This is a genomic window from Brevibacillus sp. 1238 (genome assembly GCF_029892995.1).
Lineage (GTDB): Bacteria > Bacillota > Bacilli > Brevibacillales > Brevibacillaceae > Brevibacillus > Brevibacillus parabrevis.
Map to the genome: position 1 here is coordinate 24342 of NZ_JARXWC010000013.1, position 14775 is coordinate 39116.

At 51.2% G+C, this 14775-nt stretch carries 15 protein-coding genes, 1 pseudogene and 1 riboswitch; of the genes and pseudogenes, 4 read left to right on the forward strand and 12 right to left on the reverse strand.

The genetic code is table 11. The features are described from left to right. Positions 1–10: 10 nt before the first annotated feature. Entirely contained in the window at positions 11–817 is an 807-nt protein-coding gene (locus tag M2298_RS22850) for a helix-turn-helix transcriptional regulator (RefSeq protein WP_122966596.1), read from the reverse strand. Between the two features lie 118 nt (positions 818–935). On the opposite strand from M2298_RS22850, the gene M2298_RS22855 reads away from it, so the two are divergent. Further along, positions 936–1385, forward strand: coding sequence for an SRPBCC family protein (locus tag M2298_RS22855; protein WP_122966597.1), 450 nt, complete (start codon positions 936–938; stop codon positions 1383–1385). Positions 1386–1457: 72 nt separating this feature from the next. Here M2298_RS22855 and M2298_RS22860 read toward each other — a convergent pair. The 6 genes and pseudogenes from M2298_RS22860 to M2298_RS22885 all read right to left on the reverse strand — a co-directional run bounded on the left by M2298_RS22860 (position 1458) and on the right by M2298_RS22885 (position 7866). Beyond that, positions 1458–3110, reverse strand: a pseudogene (locus M2298_RS22860) (peptide ABC transporter substrate-binding protein). A 190-nt stretch (positions 3111–3300) separates the two neighbouring features. Next, on the reverse strand, positions 3301–4143 hold the full coding sequence (locus M2298_RS22865) for a MetQ/NlpA family ABC transporter substrate-binding protein (RefSeq protein WP_122966599.1): 843 nt from the start codon (positions 4141–4143) through the stop codon (positions 3301–3303). Positions 4144–4199: 56 nt separating this feature from the next. Next, entirely contained in the window at positions 4200–4865 is a 666-nt protein-coding gene (locus tag M2298_RS22870) for a methionine ABC transporter permease (protein WP_063229431.1), read from the reverse strand. Then, entirely contained in the window at positions 4866–5879 is a 1014-nt protein-coding gene (locus tag M2298_RS22875; protein ID WP_280649133.1) for a methionine ABC transporter ATP-binding protein, read from the reverse strand. A gap of 110 nt (positions 5880–5989) precedes the next feature. After that, positions 5990–6109: riboswitch (SAM riboswitch) on the reverse strand. A 105-nt stretch (positions 6110–6214) separates the two neighbouring features. Next, on the reverse strand, positions 6215–6565 hold the full coding sequence (locus tag M2298_RS22880; protein WP_280649134.1) for a Ger(x)C family spore germination C-terminal domain-containing protein: 351 nt from the start codon (positions 6563–6565) through the stop codon (positions 6215–6217). 296 nt (positions 6566–6861) lie between these two features. After that, positions 6862–7866 (reverse strand): LCP family protein, encoded by a 1005-nt coding sequence (locus M2298_RS22885; protein WP_173598090.1) that lies wholly within the window; start codon positions 7864–7866, stop codon positions 6862–6864. A 189-nt stretch (positions 7867–8055) separates the two neighbouring features. On the opposite strand from M2298_RS22885, the gene M2298_RS22890 reads away from it, so the two are divergent. Beyond that, positions 8056–8649, forward strand: a complete 594-nt coding sequence (locus tag M2298_RS22890) for an MFS transporter (protein ID WP_280649135.1) — start codon at positions 8056–8058, stop codon at positions 8647–8649. A gap of 144 nt (positions 8650–8793) precedes the next feature. Next, the gene (locus M2298_RS22895) at positions 8794–9471 is read left to right on the forward strand and encodes an MFS transporter (protein WP_254456927.1); all 678 of its coding nucleotides are present in this window, start codon (positions 8794–8796) and stop codon (positions 9469–9471) included. A gap of 100 nt (positions 9472–9571) precedes the next feature. Here the strand turns inward: M2298_RS22895 and M2298_RS22900 are convergent, their stop codons facing one another. From M2298_RS22900 to rnjA, 4 genes are all read right to left on the reverse strand, one after another. Then, entirely contained in the window at positions 9572–10273 is a 702-nt protein-coding gene (locus tag M2298_RS22900) for an SDR family oxidoreductase (RefSeq protein ID WP_173597991.1), read from the reverse strand. 113 nt (positions 10274–10386) lie between these two features. After that, positions 10387–11259, reverse strand: coding sequence for an aldo/keto reductase (locus M2298_RS22905; protein WP_173597990.1), 873 nt, complete (start codon positions 11257–11259; stop codon positions 10387–10389). Positions 11260–11330: 71 nt separating this feature from the next. Further along, positions 11331–11759: a BrxA/BrxB family bacilliredoxin gene (locus M2298_RS22910; RefSeq protein ID WP_122966605.1), complete on the reverse strand. Its 429-nt coding sequence runs from the start codon at positions 11757–11759 to the stop codon at positions 11331–11333. 88 nt (positions 11760–11847) lie between these two features. Then, positions 11848–13521, reverse strand: a complete 1674-nt coding sequence (rnjA, locus tag M2298_RS22915; RefSeq protein WP_167470390.1) for a ribonuclease J1 — start codon at positions 13519–13521, stop codon at positions 11848–11850. Positions 13522–13807: 286 nt separating this feature from the next. Here rnjA and M2298_RS22920 point away from each other — a divergent pair, with 286 nt between their 5' ends. Then, positions 13808–14146 carry a YqzG/YhdC family protein gene (locus tag M2298_RS22920; RefSeq protein WP_122966607.1) on the forward strand — a complete coding sequence of 113 codons (339 nt, stop codon included), beginning with the start codon at positions 13808–13810 and terminating at the stop codon, positions 14144–14146. A gap of 2 nt (positions 14147–14148) precedes the next feature. On the opposite strand, the gene M2298_RS22925 is transcribed toward M2298_RS22920, so the two are convergent. Further along, entirely contained in the window at positions 14149–14772 is a 624-nt protein-coding gene (locus tag M2298_RS22925) for an SCO family protein (RefSeq protein WP_217023153.1), read from the reverse strand. Positions 14773–14775 lie beyond the last annotated feature (3 nt).

The window sequence follows — 14775 nt, forward strand, 5'->3', positions numbered from 1 at the left end:
TTCTTCAAAATTATAAACTTTGGATTTGTCGATATTGTTGTGGAGATACTCCGACAATGGAACGGAAGTCCCGGATGAAATGCGAGTGGTCGTAATAGCCAAGCGCTATGGACATCTCCAACCAGTCGCTCACTACTCCCTGATCAATCAGTTGCGCCGCTTCGTGCAGCCGATACCGCTGAATCACTGATTTCGGGCTGACGCCAACATAACGGTCAAACAGTCGCTGCATCGTCCGCAACGTCATGTCGGACAGTCGAACAGCATCCTCTACCTTCAGCACATTCCGATCCGCCTGAATCCTTGCGACCAGCTGAGAAATTTTTTCTACATTCGGATCTTGCTGGGGCAGCCGTTCAATCAGAAACTGCTCGAATCGGTCAACCATTGCCTGATCGTCCGGCAACTGGAGTATTTCTGCTTCCAGTGCGGCCGTGTCCACCTGGAACACTTCTTCTATAGTAGTAGATGTACCGTATAACTCCGAAACAGGTTTTTGCCAAAACGGAAAGAATCCCCCTGGCTTGAATTTTACACCGAATACATGCCCTTGACCCGCAAGCATATGGGAAGACGTGGACGGAGCGACTCCGAAAATTCCCGATGCCCCCTGTTCAAAAACGAGATTGACGTTGGGGTGGGCCAACACTGTTTGCGAATAAGGAGCTTGTCCGCGCAAATCCCATCTGACTACCCAATAGTGCTGAACAAAGTATCCGATTTCCTTGCTTGGCTCATACCGTTGCAGCGAAAACTTTTTGCCGCCGAGCACGGCATGCAGCACGCCTTTTGGCAGCATATCCGGATTTTTTTCCATTTAGTCCGCCTCCTGTCGCGTTTTTACAATACACCCCTGTTTTGTCTGTCTATACTAAGAGTAGTAGTTGCAGCTGGGGATTACAATTTCAAAATTTATTGATAACAGGAGGCACGACATGGATCATATTTTCAATTTTTACATCGGAGCTACCCCGGAACGCGTATGGCACGTTCTCACTTCGGAAGAGGGAGTCAAAAGCACGTTTTTCAACTCCGTCATCCGCTCCACTTTTCAAGTCGGTGACGATCTGGCTTATGTCGGGCCAGGAAATGATGGCCCTGAGACAGTCCATGTGTACGGAAAGGTTCTGGCATTCGAGCCGCAGCAAGTCTTCAGCTTCCTGGAGCATCCTGGCCCGTCTTACCGGCCCAACCACGCTGAACTGCAGAGCCGCGTGACCTTCAAGCTGGAGCCTGTCGGCGGATGTACACGACTGACCTTGATCAACGACCAATGGACCGAAAATCATCCTTCCAACGCCAACGCGAGTCAAGATTGGCCGATGATTCTCTCCAACATCAAGACGTATGCAGAAACAGGAAAAACGTTGGATTTCGGCTACTAAGCCGGACAATTTGAAAAGGAAACCCCGGAAGCGGCATGCCTTGGCACTCTCGCTACCGGGGTTTTTGGCCTGCTACTCGACCATCTCTGCCCACTTCAGATCGATAAAGCCCAATCCGTCTACCTGTACGCCTTTTACCTTGTCGCTTTGCACCCAGACGTCGACATCCGTAAAGAGCGGAATGACTGGCATGGCGTCCATGAAAATTTGCTCGGCTTCCGCAAACAGCTGCTTGCGCTTCTCCGGGTCACTCTCCAAGGCGGACTGTTTCAAAAGCTCTTTGTAGCGCTCGTCTTCCCAGCCCGTATCGTTGTTTCCGGTCTTCGCGTCGCGGAACATTTCCAAATAGTTGATCGGATCGTTGAAATCGGCATTCCAGCCCAAGCGGCCAATCTCGTAATTCAGTTCATGCAAATCTTGCAAGTGAACCTTAAATTCTTTGATCGCCAGCTTCACGTCGATGCCGAGATTGCGTTTCCACTGATCCTGCATGGCTTCCGCGATTTTTTTGTGTCTGTCTGTCGGGTTGTAGGACATCGTAATCGTGGGCAAGGTGGTCACACCCAGCTCTTGCATGCCTTCCGCCAACAGCTTTTTCGCTGTCTCGACATCGTTGTCGCGGAAGTAGCCTTCCGGTTTGATAATCATCGATTAAGGCAGCATTCCCATCGTCGGCACTTGTCCAACCTGCGTGATGTTGTCCACGATGCTTTGGCGATCGACCGCATAGGCCAACGCTTTGCGGATTTTCGCATTTTTCAGCGGCCCTTTGGTCGTATTGATTTTGTACCAATACATCGTCGCTTTCGGATGAACGACCAGCTTGCCGGCTTCCTTCAAAGACGGGATCGCATCAGTCGGCAAACCGCCAAGCGGTTGACCAGCCCAGTCCAGCTCGTTGTTGTCGAACATGGACAGCGCTGTATTGTCATCCTCGATCATGGCAAATTCGATTCGGTCGAGTTTGACAGCATCTTTATCCCAGTAGTTTTCGTTCTTTTCCAATACAATCTTGCTCTTGTGCTCCCAGCCCGTCATTTTGAACGGACCGTTGCTAACATGTGTTGCTGCTTCATTCGCCCAGTTCGGATTGGCTTCTGCCACTTTTTTGTCTACAGGATAATAGGTGTAAAAGGCCGTCAATTCCAGGAAAAATGGTGTCGGGTTTTCTAGCGTGACTTCAAGCGTTTTGTCATCAAGAGCTTTTACCCCCAGCTCGGTTGCTTGCGCCTTGCCCGTATGCACCTTTTCCGCATTTTTGATGTAGTATAGCTGGTACGCATATTCGGCACCCAGCTTCGGATTGAGCACACGCTTCCAGGCATACTCGAAGTCGTGCGCTGTCACCGGATCGCCGTTACTCCACTTCGAGTCGCGAATCGTAAACGTGTACACGCGTTTGTCGTCGGATATTTTCACGTCCGACGCAACCGAGTTCATCGGCTTGGCGTCTTTGTCTAATCTGGTCAAGCCGTCAAAAGTAGCACGAACGACCGCGCCTGACGTAGCATCCTTGGCAAGCCCAGGGTCCGCCGTCGAAGGCTCGCTTGTCAGGTTGGCCCTGAACACTTGCGGCTTGCCAGCGCTCGCCGTCTGCTTGGCTTCTCCTGCTTTTTGCTCGGCAGGTGCAGAAGGCGGAGCGGCGGCCTGGTTCCCGGAACATCCTGCCAAAATACTTCCAGCCACAAGCGACACGCCGAAAAGTAGTTTGAATGTTTTGTTCATCTGAATTTTCCCCCTTATCAATTTTTTCTATCGCCACCACAATATACTCGACAAAAATCGTCTTGAGAATGGGGTTCGGTGAGATTTAATTAAATTTTACGAATATTTATACTTTTATAAATGAAAATAAACCCAACCAGCCACACGGGCCAAATTGGGTTTATTTGTTGATTCATCAATTAGCTGTTCCTTAGAATGCAGGAACGATGGAACCTTTGTATTCATCTTCAATGAACTTTTTCACTTCTGGGCTGTTCAGTTCTTTCGCCAGCTTTTGGATCGCTTCGGAATCTTTGTTGTCTGGACGAGCTACCAGGAAGTTCGCATATGGAGACTCTTTGTCTTCAAGGAAGAGAGCGTCTTTTGTCGGCACCAGTTTTGCTTCGAGTGCGTAGTTGGTGTTGATCAGCGCCAGGTCAACTTCTTCCAGGACGCGTGGCAGCATAGCAGCTTCTACTTCTTTGAACTTCAGGTTTTTCTTGTTTTCTACAACGTCTTTTACCGTTCCGCTGATGCCAGCGCCTTCTTTGAGCTTGATCACGCCGTTTTTCTCCAACAGAGCGAGCGCGCGTCCGCTATTGGTCGGGTCGTTTGGCAAAGCAATGGTTGCGCCTTCTGCCAGCTCGTCAACGGATTTTACTTTTTTGCTGTAAGCACCGAAAGGCTCGATGTGCACGGCGATTACTGGCTGCAAGTCCATGTTTTGACCTTTATTGAACTCTTCCAGGTAAGGCTTGTGCTGGAAGAAGTTTGCGTCCAGTTGCTTTTCATTCAGCTGTACGTTTGGTTGTACGTAATCGGTAAACTCTTTCACTTCCAGGTTAACACCTTGTTCTTTCAGCTTTGGAGCGATGAACTTCAAAATGGCTGCGTGTGGAACCGGAGAAGCGCCTACTTTCAACGTTACTTCTTGCTGTTGTCCGCCTTGTGCGCCGCCTTCAGTTGGAGTTGGAGCTGTTTCCGTTTTGCTTCCGCACGCTGCCAAGGAAAATGCCAATACGGTAGAAAGTACAGATACGACTAATTTTTTCATAAATGATTTCCCCCTATTTTTTGGTCTGTGTTCTGCAAAGCTTATATGGAAAGACCTTACTTGCGGCTGAATCGCATAACCAGGCGATCCCCCAGCGACTGCAAGATCTGGACCAACACGAGCAAAATAATCACTGTAACAATCATGACATCTGTCTGGAAGCGTTGGTAGCCGTAGCGGATTGCCAAATCTCCCAGCCCGCCGCCGCCGATTACGCCGGACATCGCGGTGTAAGAGACAAGGGCAACTGTCGTGATCGTAATCCCGGCCACCAGACCTGGACGCGATTCAGGAAGCAGCACGTTCCAGATGATTTGCCAGTTGGAGGCTCCCATCGACTGAGCGGCTTCGATGACTCCTCGATCCACCTCTCTCAGCGAGGTTTCCACCAGCCGCGCAAAAAACGGGGCTGCACCGATGACGAGCGGCGGAATCGCTCCGAGTACCCCGAGTGAAGTACCCACAATTACTTTTGTCACAGGAATCAGCAAGATCATCAAAATGATAAACGGTACAGAACGCAGTATATTGACAACGAATGAGGCAATCGCATAAAACACCTGGTTTTGCAAAAGCTGTCCGCGAGAAGTCAGGAACAAAATAATCCCCAGCGGCAAACCAATCAGGATGGTAAACAGTGTCGAGAAGCCAAGCATCGTCAGCGTATCTATTGTTCCCTCGGCGATCTCCGACCAATCCACATTTTCCAAAGTCCAGTCCATCTATATCACCTCTACTTCCAAGCCACGCTGACGCAACGTCTCGATGGTTTTTTCGTTTTGACGGACATCGCCTTCCAGCTCGACGACCAGTTGGCCGTACGGCGTATCCTTCATGCGGGAAATCGTTCCTTGCAAGATGCTGAACACCGTGCCTGTTTCTTGCATCGTCTGGAACAAGATCGGCTGGTACGTCTTTTCCCCCAGGAATGTGACGCGGGCAATCGTGCGGTTTCCTGCCACCTTTTCGTGCGCGACTGCTTCCCGCAGCTCGCTGGAATCGGCCACCTGCTCGACAAATTCCTGTGTCGTCGGATGCTGTGGCTTGAGAAACACGTCCAGAACCTCGCCCGACTCGACAATTTTTCCGCCATCGATGACGCCTACGCGGTCGCAGATGGAACGGATCACGTGCATTTCGTGCGTGATCAGCACGATGGTCAACCCCAGTTTGCGGTTGATATCGAGCAAGAGCGCGAGAATCGAGTTCGTCGTCTGCGGATCGAGGGCGGAAGTCGCTTCGTCGCACAGCAACACTTTCGGATCATTGGCCAGCGCTCGGGCGATGCCTACGCGCTGCTTCTGACCGCCGGACAATTGCGACGGGTACTTGTCCCGATGCGCTTCCAGCCCGACCAGTTTGAGCAGCTCGTCCACTTTTTTCTGGATTTCAGCCTTCGAGCGATTGGCGAGCTTGAGCGGGAAAGCGACATTCTCGCCTACGGTCGCGGAAGACAACAGGTTAAAGTGTTGGAAAATCATCCCGATCTGGCGGCGCTTTTCCTGAAGCTTGCTGTCATCGAGCTTGGTCAAATCCACTCCGTCGACAACGACTTGTCCTGACGTAGGGCGCTCCAACAGGTTGATGCAACGAATCAGGGTACTTTTCCCCGCACCGGAATGCCCGATGATCCCGTAAATTTCCCCTTTATCTATGGAAAGGTCAATCCCGAGCAATGCCGGAATCGTCTTGCCTTGTACTTGATAGCTTTTATGCAGTTGTTGCAATTGAATCAACGCATCCACCTCCCAGCAAAATCTGTCTACATGCCTTGTGAAAAACAGAAAGCCCCTTTTTTCATAAACGAAAAAGGGGCTGCAACGCATGTATACGTTCGCATCCACCCTTCTCATCTATCAAGATCCAACCAATCTTGTAGGAATTGGCACCGCGACGCTCATTTTCGAAAAAATGAACCGGTTGCCGGGCTTCATCGGGCCTGTCCCTCCGCCTCTCTTGATAAGAAAGATTTCCACGTATATTATGTTCGTTTTTCATATTTTCATGATACAAACCGGATTATATCCTTTTTGAAAATATCCCGTCAATAGCAATCCCAGGAAAAACTTTTTTAATCTATCACTCCGTTGCGGATAATGGTTGCCTGAACATGAAAACGAACAGACGCCTGCCGGAAAATTTTTCTCCAGTCGCGGTTCGTCATCTCTTTCAATCCCCTCTGCTGGGCGCGATAGACGATGCCAAATCCCGCCGGATCGACGTCCAGTTGCTGCAATTTTTTGACGACTTTTTGCAGTTCTTTCTCGATTTCCTTTTCCAATGCGTCCTCCATCGTTTTCATCATTTTGCTGTCCTCCAGCTTGATCGGTATCGTCAGTTCAAGGATTCGTGCCTGCAGACGGACGCGCACGTCAAAAACGGGAGGAGATGCTGCCAATGTCTTTTTTCGCAAAGTGCTCATTGTACAATGCCACCCGTATTTGCCCGCCTGAAGGTTTTTTGTCTGATTGCAAATTTGCCTTGTCCCGCATGCCCTTGCTCGTTTCCCCAGTCCCAAGTGCCTTTCGACATGATCGATATTCAGTCTATCCTGATCGATTTCCCTCAGCTTCGGAATAAGCTCGCTGTACACGACTTTGGCATCCGCCATGCGAAAACCATCTATGCAGGAACTCCTGGTCCATCTCCTTCACCCCAATGTGCCTGTGCTGTAGAAAATCATGGATAGTGTGCCCAAATATGCAAAAAAACAGCACGCTACATTCGCGTGCTGTCTGTACTGTCGTCTGTTTTGTTGTCCTCTTGTTGCATCGTTTCAGTCGGCGGCTCAAGCTTTTCCTGAATGAACGACTGAATCTGGTCTACGTCGGGAATGAGCACGGCTCCTGCCTTGTGCGATTCCCGGAACATTCCCATCGGCGGCAGCTGATAGTTGCCCGGTTGCATCGTATCGAGCTTCAAGCCGAGCGCGGACAGCTTCAGCATGTCCATGGAGCTGATGTTCGTCTGGATGTACGGCGCCACTTGTTTGAGGATGGACGGCAACTGGATCAGGGATGTGCCGCTCTTCATCTGGCTCGCTACAGCGGCGAGCAATTTGCGCTGACGCTCGGTGCGCGTATAGTCGGATGTGGCGTCATGGCGGAAACGGACGTACTGCAACGCCTTGTTGCCATCCAACTGCTGCACACCTTTTTTCAGATTGATATCGTAGACGCCTTTATCTGTCGGGTCATGGTAATACATGTTTTTCTCTACGTCGATCTCGACGCCGCCCACCGCGTCGATCAGCGCCTTGAAGCCTTCGAAATCGGTAATGACGTAGCGATCCACAGGAAGTCCGGTAAACTGGCTGACCGTCTTCATCGCCAGCTCAGGCCCGCCGTCTACAATCGCCGAGTTGATACGCGAGCTGCCATTTCCGGGAATGTCCACATACGTATCCCGCAAAATGGAGAACAGATCGTAACGCTTGGATGCCGGGTCGATACTGACCAGCATCATGGAGTCGGAACGGGGAAGCCCGTTATTTTTCATTCCCCTGCGATCCACACCCATCAGCAAGATGTTCACACGCTCTTGACCATCCCACTCGGGTATCTCCGCCGCTTTCGTTGCGGCTCCGCCATCCGGCGGGGCAGGTGTAACAACATTAGGAGCCTGGATATTTTGAGCAAACTCATAAAAGGAGTATCCGTAATAACCCGCTGTCGTGGCAATCACGACAAGCATCAGGAGCAACACTCGTTTCCATATTCGCATAAAGAACTACTCCACCTTTTATTCTCTGTATCTACTTGAACTCATCTCACCACTTGTTTAGTATACTCGAATCTTTACAATGTGGAGCAGCCTTTATTTGGGTAGCTTAACTTTTTATACTTTAACGTTTACAAAATTTGCAATATTCTTTATACTACCTTCATACTCGTTTCCAAGGGGTGACTTGTCGTGCTTTCTCCATCCGTATTTTTTCAGCGTTACCCGCAGGAAGCCCTGTTTTTTCTCGTTGCAAGCTTTATCAATTCTGCTGGCAGCGCTTTCATGTGGCCGTTGACTACTTTGTACGTACATACGATTCTCCAACGCTCCATGACCGAAGCCGGCTTTGTTTTGATGGTCCAGTCTTTGGCGGGCATTGCCGGGCAATTCGTCGGCGGCTCCCTGTTTCACCGCTTGGGCGCCAAGCGTCTCATCGTGGGAGCGCTGCTTTTTCAAGGATTGATTCAGCTGTCCATTCCGTTCATCAGCAGCTGGCCCGTCTATCTCGTGCTCATGACCTGTTTGGGCTTTACTTTCAACCTTTCTTTTCCGGCGATCCAGGCATTTATTGGCTTTCGCTGGAAGGAGCAGCGCCGAGAGCTGTTTAACATCGTCTACGTAGGCAACAATCTCGGCATGGCGATCGGCACTTCGCTTGCCGGGGTCATCGCTACCTTTTCCTTTCAGTTGACCTTTTTGTTCAACAGTACGAGCACGCTGTTGTTTGCGCTGTTCTTCTTCCTTTTTATGAAACGCTCTTTTCTAAGAAATTGTTGCTTTTAGAAAAGCCGTGAGTTGCTTGATATTTATAGTACCAAGCGAAGCGTGCATTCACGGTAAATGGAAATCCTATAGACTTCCTGATTTTCATTATAGAGCACACGTTTCCACAACAGCAATAGCAACAAAATTTGCGAAAAGAGCCTTATGAAAAATATCTCGCACCAAGAACTGGTTGGCGACCAGGCAAAAGAAAACCGGCGGCAAGGCGAGGCGAAAAATACGTTTGCCCTGCTTCTGCGCTACCAGCTTTACTTGTTCATGGCACTGGGAGCTGCCTGTATTTTCTTTTCCAACATGGTCTGGAACACGGGTGTCGCCCCTTACATTACGGCGCAGGGCATGCCGCTGTCGGCCTTCAGTTGGCTGTGGACGATCAACGGCATCATCATTTTTGCGGGTCAGCCCATCACGTCCTGGATCAAGCACATCCTGCAGCAAAACTTGTCCGCGCAGTTGGTGGCAAGCGCGGTGGCATACGCTCTCGGGTTCGGCTTCATGCTCATGTATCACGGCAGCTACTTTGCTTTTGTCGCCGGCATGATCATTACCACTTTTGGCGAAATGCTGATCTCTCCGACCATCCCGACTTTCATTACGGAAAAGACGGGGGAAAACGCTCCCTTTTACCTGGGAGTCGTCGGGGCGATCACTGCTGTGGGGCGCTTGCTCGGCCCGCTGGCGATGGGCTATATGTACGACCACGGTGGCGTGCAGCCCACGTTGCTTTTGGCCTCCCTCGTTTCGCTTGCTTCCGTCTTCCTCTGTTTGCTCCATGCGTATGTCCAGCGCGAAAAACGAGTCTCGGCGACAAAAGCCAGTTGATTCGTTTACACATAAACAAGCCGCCTGCTTCCAGCTTGGAAAAAGGCGGCTTGTTTGCTATCCAGACCGTTCTCGATTGTCGCTTTCTTCGTAAACCCGGCTACCTCACTGGCGGGCATGTCAACGATTTGCCGTTGTCCTTCGCAGAAAGGCTCATGATGTACGGCACAGCTACACGGCTCCACTCTTGTGCGGATGGGGCTGCCGCCATGTCTTGCGGCGAACACGCTTGCAGCATGGACGTACCGACGCTTCCTCCCGGGTCAAGCGCGACTGCCGCCATCCCCTTCGGCAATTCTTGCGCCAGCGATTGAGTCAGCCCTTCGACTGCGAATTTGGATGCGCAATACGGTGCTACATACGCTTCCCCGACTCGCCCCCAGTACGAGCTGATGTTTACAATCACTCTGCCCTCCGGATTGGGTACCATTTTCGGCAAAAAAGCGCGACAGACGTAAAACACGCCGTTTACATTGACATTCATGACTGTCGTAAATTCTTCTGGCGACAGCTCCATCAGCAGGCTATTGCGATTGATCAGGGAGGCGTTGTTGAGGAGAAGATCCGGTACGCCAAGCTTGCTGCACACTTCCTCTGCCCAGCTTTCCACCCGCTTCCCGTCGGAAACGTCGATCGTCGAAAAATGATGCCTTTTTCCAAACTCGCGATTCAAGTTCCACACTTCTGCCATCGAGCGGCCGCATCCCGCGACGACCCAGCCCGCTTCATGAAACCGCTCCACCATCGCCCTGCCCAATCCCCGGGTCGCCCCTGTAATGACCACCAGCTTGCTTGCAGACACAACAATCACCGCCTTTTATAAACTTATTATATATAATAGTATAGTAAAAGGCGAAAAGGAATCCCCTTCCAGCAAATCAAATCCAGAAGAGGTTCCTTCTCTTTACGGCTCAATCAAAATGGCAATTCGGGCAGCTGATACCATTCGCCAGACATCCATTCGCGGGCTTTCCAGCGCAGGACATCCGGCCGCACGAGTGGCATGATTTGTTGGAAAAGCTCCACGCGTTCGATATCGGTCATCGGCACAAAAGCTTCTGCTGCGGCCAAATCCGCCTCCAGCTCGTCCATTTTGCTCACGCCCAAGATCGCTGTTGCGACAGGCAAACTCCATGTATAGCGCAGCGCCTGCTCCGTCCACGGAGCCAGCTTGCCCAGCCCCATCACCTTCATCCCGATGACGGCCACGCCTTTTTCGACTGCTTGCGGCACGAAATCATGGACAAAGCTGTAGATGAAATGATCCAGAGCAGACAAAGCCACGAGCGCACTGTCAAAAGGAAAACGGCGAATCGCTTCTGCCAGCAAGCGCGGGTCGGTATGTCCGCTAATGCTGATTTTGCGGATCAGTCCCTGCTCTTTGGCTTCCAGCAGAGCTTCCAGAGCGCCGCCTTTGGCAAAAATCGCTTCCAGATCGTGCGGCTGCATGATGTTGTGCATGCGCCACTCGTCGACGTAGTCCGTCTGGAGCCGCTTCAAGCTGCCCTCCAAATCTTTCAAAGCCAAATCGCGGGTGCGTCCTCCCGTCTTGGTCGCGATCCACACGCGGTCGCGCAAGCCTTTTAACCCCAAGCCCACCCGGGTCTCCGACTGCCCGTCGCTGTAGCTCGGAGCTGTATCGAAGTAGTTGACGCCCGCTTCTACTGCGCGGCGAATAATCGCGATTGCCTGCTCTTCGCTGCAATCGTGCTCGTCCACGATCCGCTGCGCACCGAATCCGAGCAAGGAAACTTGATGGGGATCTCGTCCAAATGATCGGGTCTGCATGCTGGTGGTTGCTCCTTTCGGATGTAAAACAAGACGCCCGATTCCGAGCGCCTTGTCATGGTCATTGTTGTTTATTTGTATGTCTCGTAAGCTGTGGTCAGCAGGTTGGAGATGGTTTGCAGATCGTTGTTCTCGATCTGATGGCGCTCGATCATCGTCATGATTTTGCCGTCCTTCATGATCGCAAAAGACGGAGACGACGGCGCATAGCCTTCAAAATACTCGCGGGCTTTTGCCGTAGCTTCTTTATCCTGACCTGCGAATACAGTATAGATGTTGTCTGGCTTGGTGGAATGGCCCAAGGAATGAACCACTGCCGGACGAGCGAGTCCTGCTGCGCAGCCGCATACGGAGTTAACGACTACGAGAGTCAAACCTTTTGCATTCGGCAATGTTTGTTCAACTTCCTCTGCCGTGCGCAGCTCTTGAAATCCGTTGCGGGTCAATTCATCGCGCATCGGTTGAATCACTTGGCTCATATACGCTTCATAAGACATCATGGGGCAACCTCTCCTTTGTATCACGTTTCCATTTACGTATTATTATAACCTGATCGAGCCCTCGCGAGAACGCAGAAGTGCTTTCGTTCTACACTTCCATCAAAATGGTGAGGATCATCGGATTGCGTCCGGTCTTTTCATAAATAAACGGCTTGATTACTTCATTGATCTGGGATTTCAGCTCAGACCATTCCTTGATCTTCTTGTCGAGCGCTTCCTGGAGGCGCTGGCGAACCAGAAGCGTCGCTTCCTGAATGAGCGACTCAGAACCGCGCACATAGACAAAACCGCGGCTGACGATGTCTGGTCCCGTGAGAATCTTGAAGTTTTTCATATCGAGGCTGACGACGACGACCATCAGGCCATCTTCCGCCAAATGCTTGCGGTCGCGCAGAACGATGTTGCCTACGTCTCCGATGCCGCTGCCGTCGATCAGCACGATTCCGGCGTGCACCTTGCTGAGCCATGCCTTTTCACGGTTGCAGTTCAGCACTTCCCCGTTGTCCATGAGGAAAATGTTGCTCTCGTCAATTCCTACTTGCTGCGCCAGCTTGGAGTGCGTCTTCAGCATCCGGTATTCACCGTGAATCGGAATGAAGTATTTCGGACGAATGAAGTTGAGCATGAGTTTCAGTTCTTCGCTGCTTCCGTGTCCAGACGCGTGAATGTCAAACACGTGACTGAGCACGACGTTTGCGCCTGCCCGGTACAGCTTGTCTATCGTCCGGCTGACATTGATCGTGTTGCCCGGAATCGGCGAAGCAGAGATGATCACCGTGTCTTCCGGATAGATCGACACAGTGCGGTGCGATCCGGAAGCAATCCGGGTCAGCGCCGCCATCGGCTCGCCTTGACTTCCCGTGCAAATAATCAGCACCTGATTGTCTGCGTAGTTGTCAATGTGCTTGATATCAATCAGCATACCCTCAGGCATCTGGATGTAGCCCAGTTCTTGTCCAATCAGGAACACTTTTTCCATGCTGCGGCCGATGACCGCGACTTTGCGGTTGCACTGTTCAGCGGCATCTACCACTTGTTGCAGACGATGCACGTTGGACGCGAATGTAGCCAGGATGATGCGACCGCGCGCTTTGCGCACCACATCGAGAATCCCCTCGCCAACTGTGCGCTCTGACATGGTGAAGCCGTAGCGCTCACTGTTTGTACTATCGGAAAGCAAAGCCAAAACGTCGCCACTCGCGCCGAGTTTGGCAATTTTGCCGTACTCTGTGGTCTGTCCGACTGGAGTCATATCAAATTTGAAGTCGCCTGTATGGATAACCATGCCTTCAGGCGTGTGGAGCACAACCCCGAGCGAATCCGGGATGCTGTGATTCGTACGGAAGAAAGTCGCTTTCAGTCGATTGAACGGAATTTCCGTATCTTCCGAGATCGGAATCATCTTCACGTCATTTTGCATGCGATGCTCTTCCAGCTTCGCCTTGACCAAGCCCAGGGTCAGACGACCACCGTAGATCGGCACGTTAATTTGTTTGAAAATATAAGGAATCGCTCCGATGTGATCCTCATGTCCGTGCGTTAACAAAAGTGCTTTAATCTTGTGCTGGTTGTCCACCAAATAGGAAATATCGGGGATGACCAGGTCGATACCGAACATTTCATTTTCGGGGAACTTCACCCCGCAGTCAATGATGATAATTTCATCCTCATACTCGACGCAATACATATTTTTTCCGATCTCGCCGAGGCCGCCCATTGCGAAAATCTTAACGTCGCTCAAACTCTTTCCTCCTAACTTCATCGTGCATGATTTTGGGAACCCGAACCAAGCATGCCATTCTTATTGTAACACAACGCGAGGCGTTCGTTTCATCCTGTCTTGTTAATTCCACACATTCATCTTCGGTCAATATTAGAAAACTGATACGCGGTATCTCCAACTCGAGCAAAAGCTGGGCATCAAGCGACTGCTCCGGCCGCAAGCCCCCTTTTGCACGTGTAAGGATTTTCTACGAATGACCGCTTTAAAAAGACTTCAGACTACATGGCAAGCCCGTTTTCCAACACGAAAAAGGAGAGCCTCCGCCATGCATTCTTCCATGAACATGTTCCTCACGCGCAGCTTTCTCGCTACACTGGCCGCAAGTTTGCTGCTGTTCTTTTTCCAGTATGCCCCAGCAAATGCCCAGCCGCCATATGCCAAATGGGGCAGATTGGCGATGCAGGAAACGATGCAAAAATATCCGCACGCGCAAATCGTAGACTATTTGCATGTCGGGCGCATAGCAAAAACGCCCACCACGTCAGAGGAGACGTTCAAGCTCTTGCTCCAGCAGGGCAATCGCAGGTGGGCGCTTCTTGTGCATATTGAATTTGAAAACCAAACGGAACGAGTCGTGAACATCACGTACGAAGAAACCGTCTGAGTCTAGTCAGCGAGCTGTTCCATTTCTTTCATCATTTGCTCCATGTCCATGTCCGCCGCCATGCCGTAAGCACGGCGCATGTTGCCGTCACCGTCGACGAGGAACATGCGGGCGGTGTGGGCAAAAGAACCGTCAGGCTGCTTCAGTACCGCGATCCCGAAGTCTTTCGTTACTTTTTCCACCGCCTGGGCATCTCCGCGCAAAAACTTCCAGCCGCTTTGATCAGCCTTGAACTTCGCTGCATACTGCTGCAAAACCTCAGCCGTATCAAAGTCGGGGTCGAAGGTGATCGAGACAAACTCAACCTTGTTGCCGAACAGCTTTTTCTCCTTCAACTGATCCTGAAGCTTGGACATGTTGTACGTCGTTGCCGGGCAAATATCAGGGCAATTGGTAAACATGAACTCGACAAGGCGCACCTTGCCTTTGCCTTGCGAGAACGTATAGGAAGTTCCGTCACTGTTGTCCAACGAAAAGTCCGCGATCGGCTTCATCACCGGAATCGGATCTTTTGCCAAGTATTTGTAGCCGAACACACCTACAATCGCAAGGATAATCAAGCCTGCCAGCACCGTAAACCAATGGCGCTGCAACGCTGACCCTTGTTGCTGTGCTCCTTCACTCACGAT

Bases quoted from the DNA above. Each gene is read 5' to 3' on its own strand.
- M2298_RS22920 (WP_122966607.1), top strand. From the start codon at position 13,808: ATGCATTCTTCCATGAACATGTTCCTCACGCGCAGCTTTCTCGCTACA.
- M2298_RS22870 (WP_063229431.1), bottom strand. From the start codon at position 4,865: ATGGACTGGACTTTGGAAAATGTGGATTGGTCGGAGATCGCCGAGGGA.
- M2298_RS22910 (WP_122966605.1), bottom strand. From the start codon at position 11,759: ATGATGTCTTATGAAGCGTATATGAGCCAAGTGATTCAACCGATGCGC.
- M2298_RS22855 (WP_122966597.1), top strand. From the start codon at position 936: ATGGATCATATTTTCAATTTTTACATCGGAGCTACCCCGGAACGCGTA.
- M2298_RS22880 (WP_280649134.1), bottom strand. From the start codon at position 6,565: ATGAGCACTTTGCGAAAAAAGACATTGGCAGCATCTCCTCCCGTTTTT.
- M2298_RS22850 (WP_122966596.1), bottom strand. From the start codon at position 817: ATGGAAAAAAATCCGGATATGCTGCCAAAAGGCGTGCTGCATGCCGTG.
- M2298_RS22905 (WP_173597990.1), bottom strand. From the start codon at position 11,259: ATGCAGACCCGATCATTTGGACGAGATCCCCATCAAGTTTCCTTGCTC.
- M2298_RS22895 (WP_254456927.1), top strand. From the start codon at position 8,794: ATGAAAAATATCTCGCACCAAGAACTGGTTGGCGACCAGGCAAAAGAA.
- rnjA (WP_167470390.1), bottom strand. From the start codon at position 13,521: ATGAAGTTAGGAGGAAAGAGTTTGAGCGACGTTAAGATTTTCGCAATG.
- M2298_RS22865 (WP_122966599.1), bottom strand. From the start codon at position 4,143: ATGAAAAAATTAGTCGTATCTGTACTTTCTACCGTATTGGCATTTTCC.
- M2298_RS22885 (WP_173598090.1), bottom strand. From the start codon at position 7,866: ATGCGAATATGGAAACGAGTGTTGCTCCTGATGCTTGTCGTGATTGCC.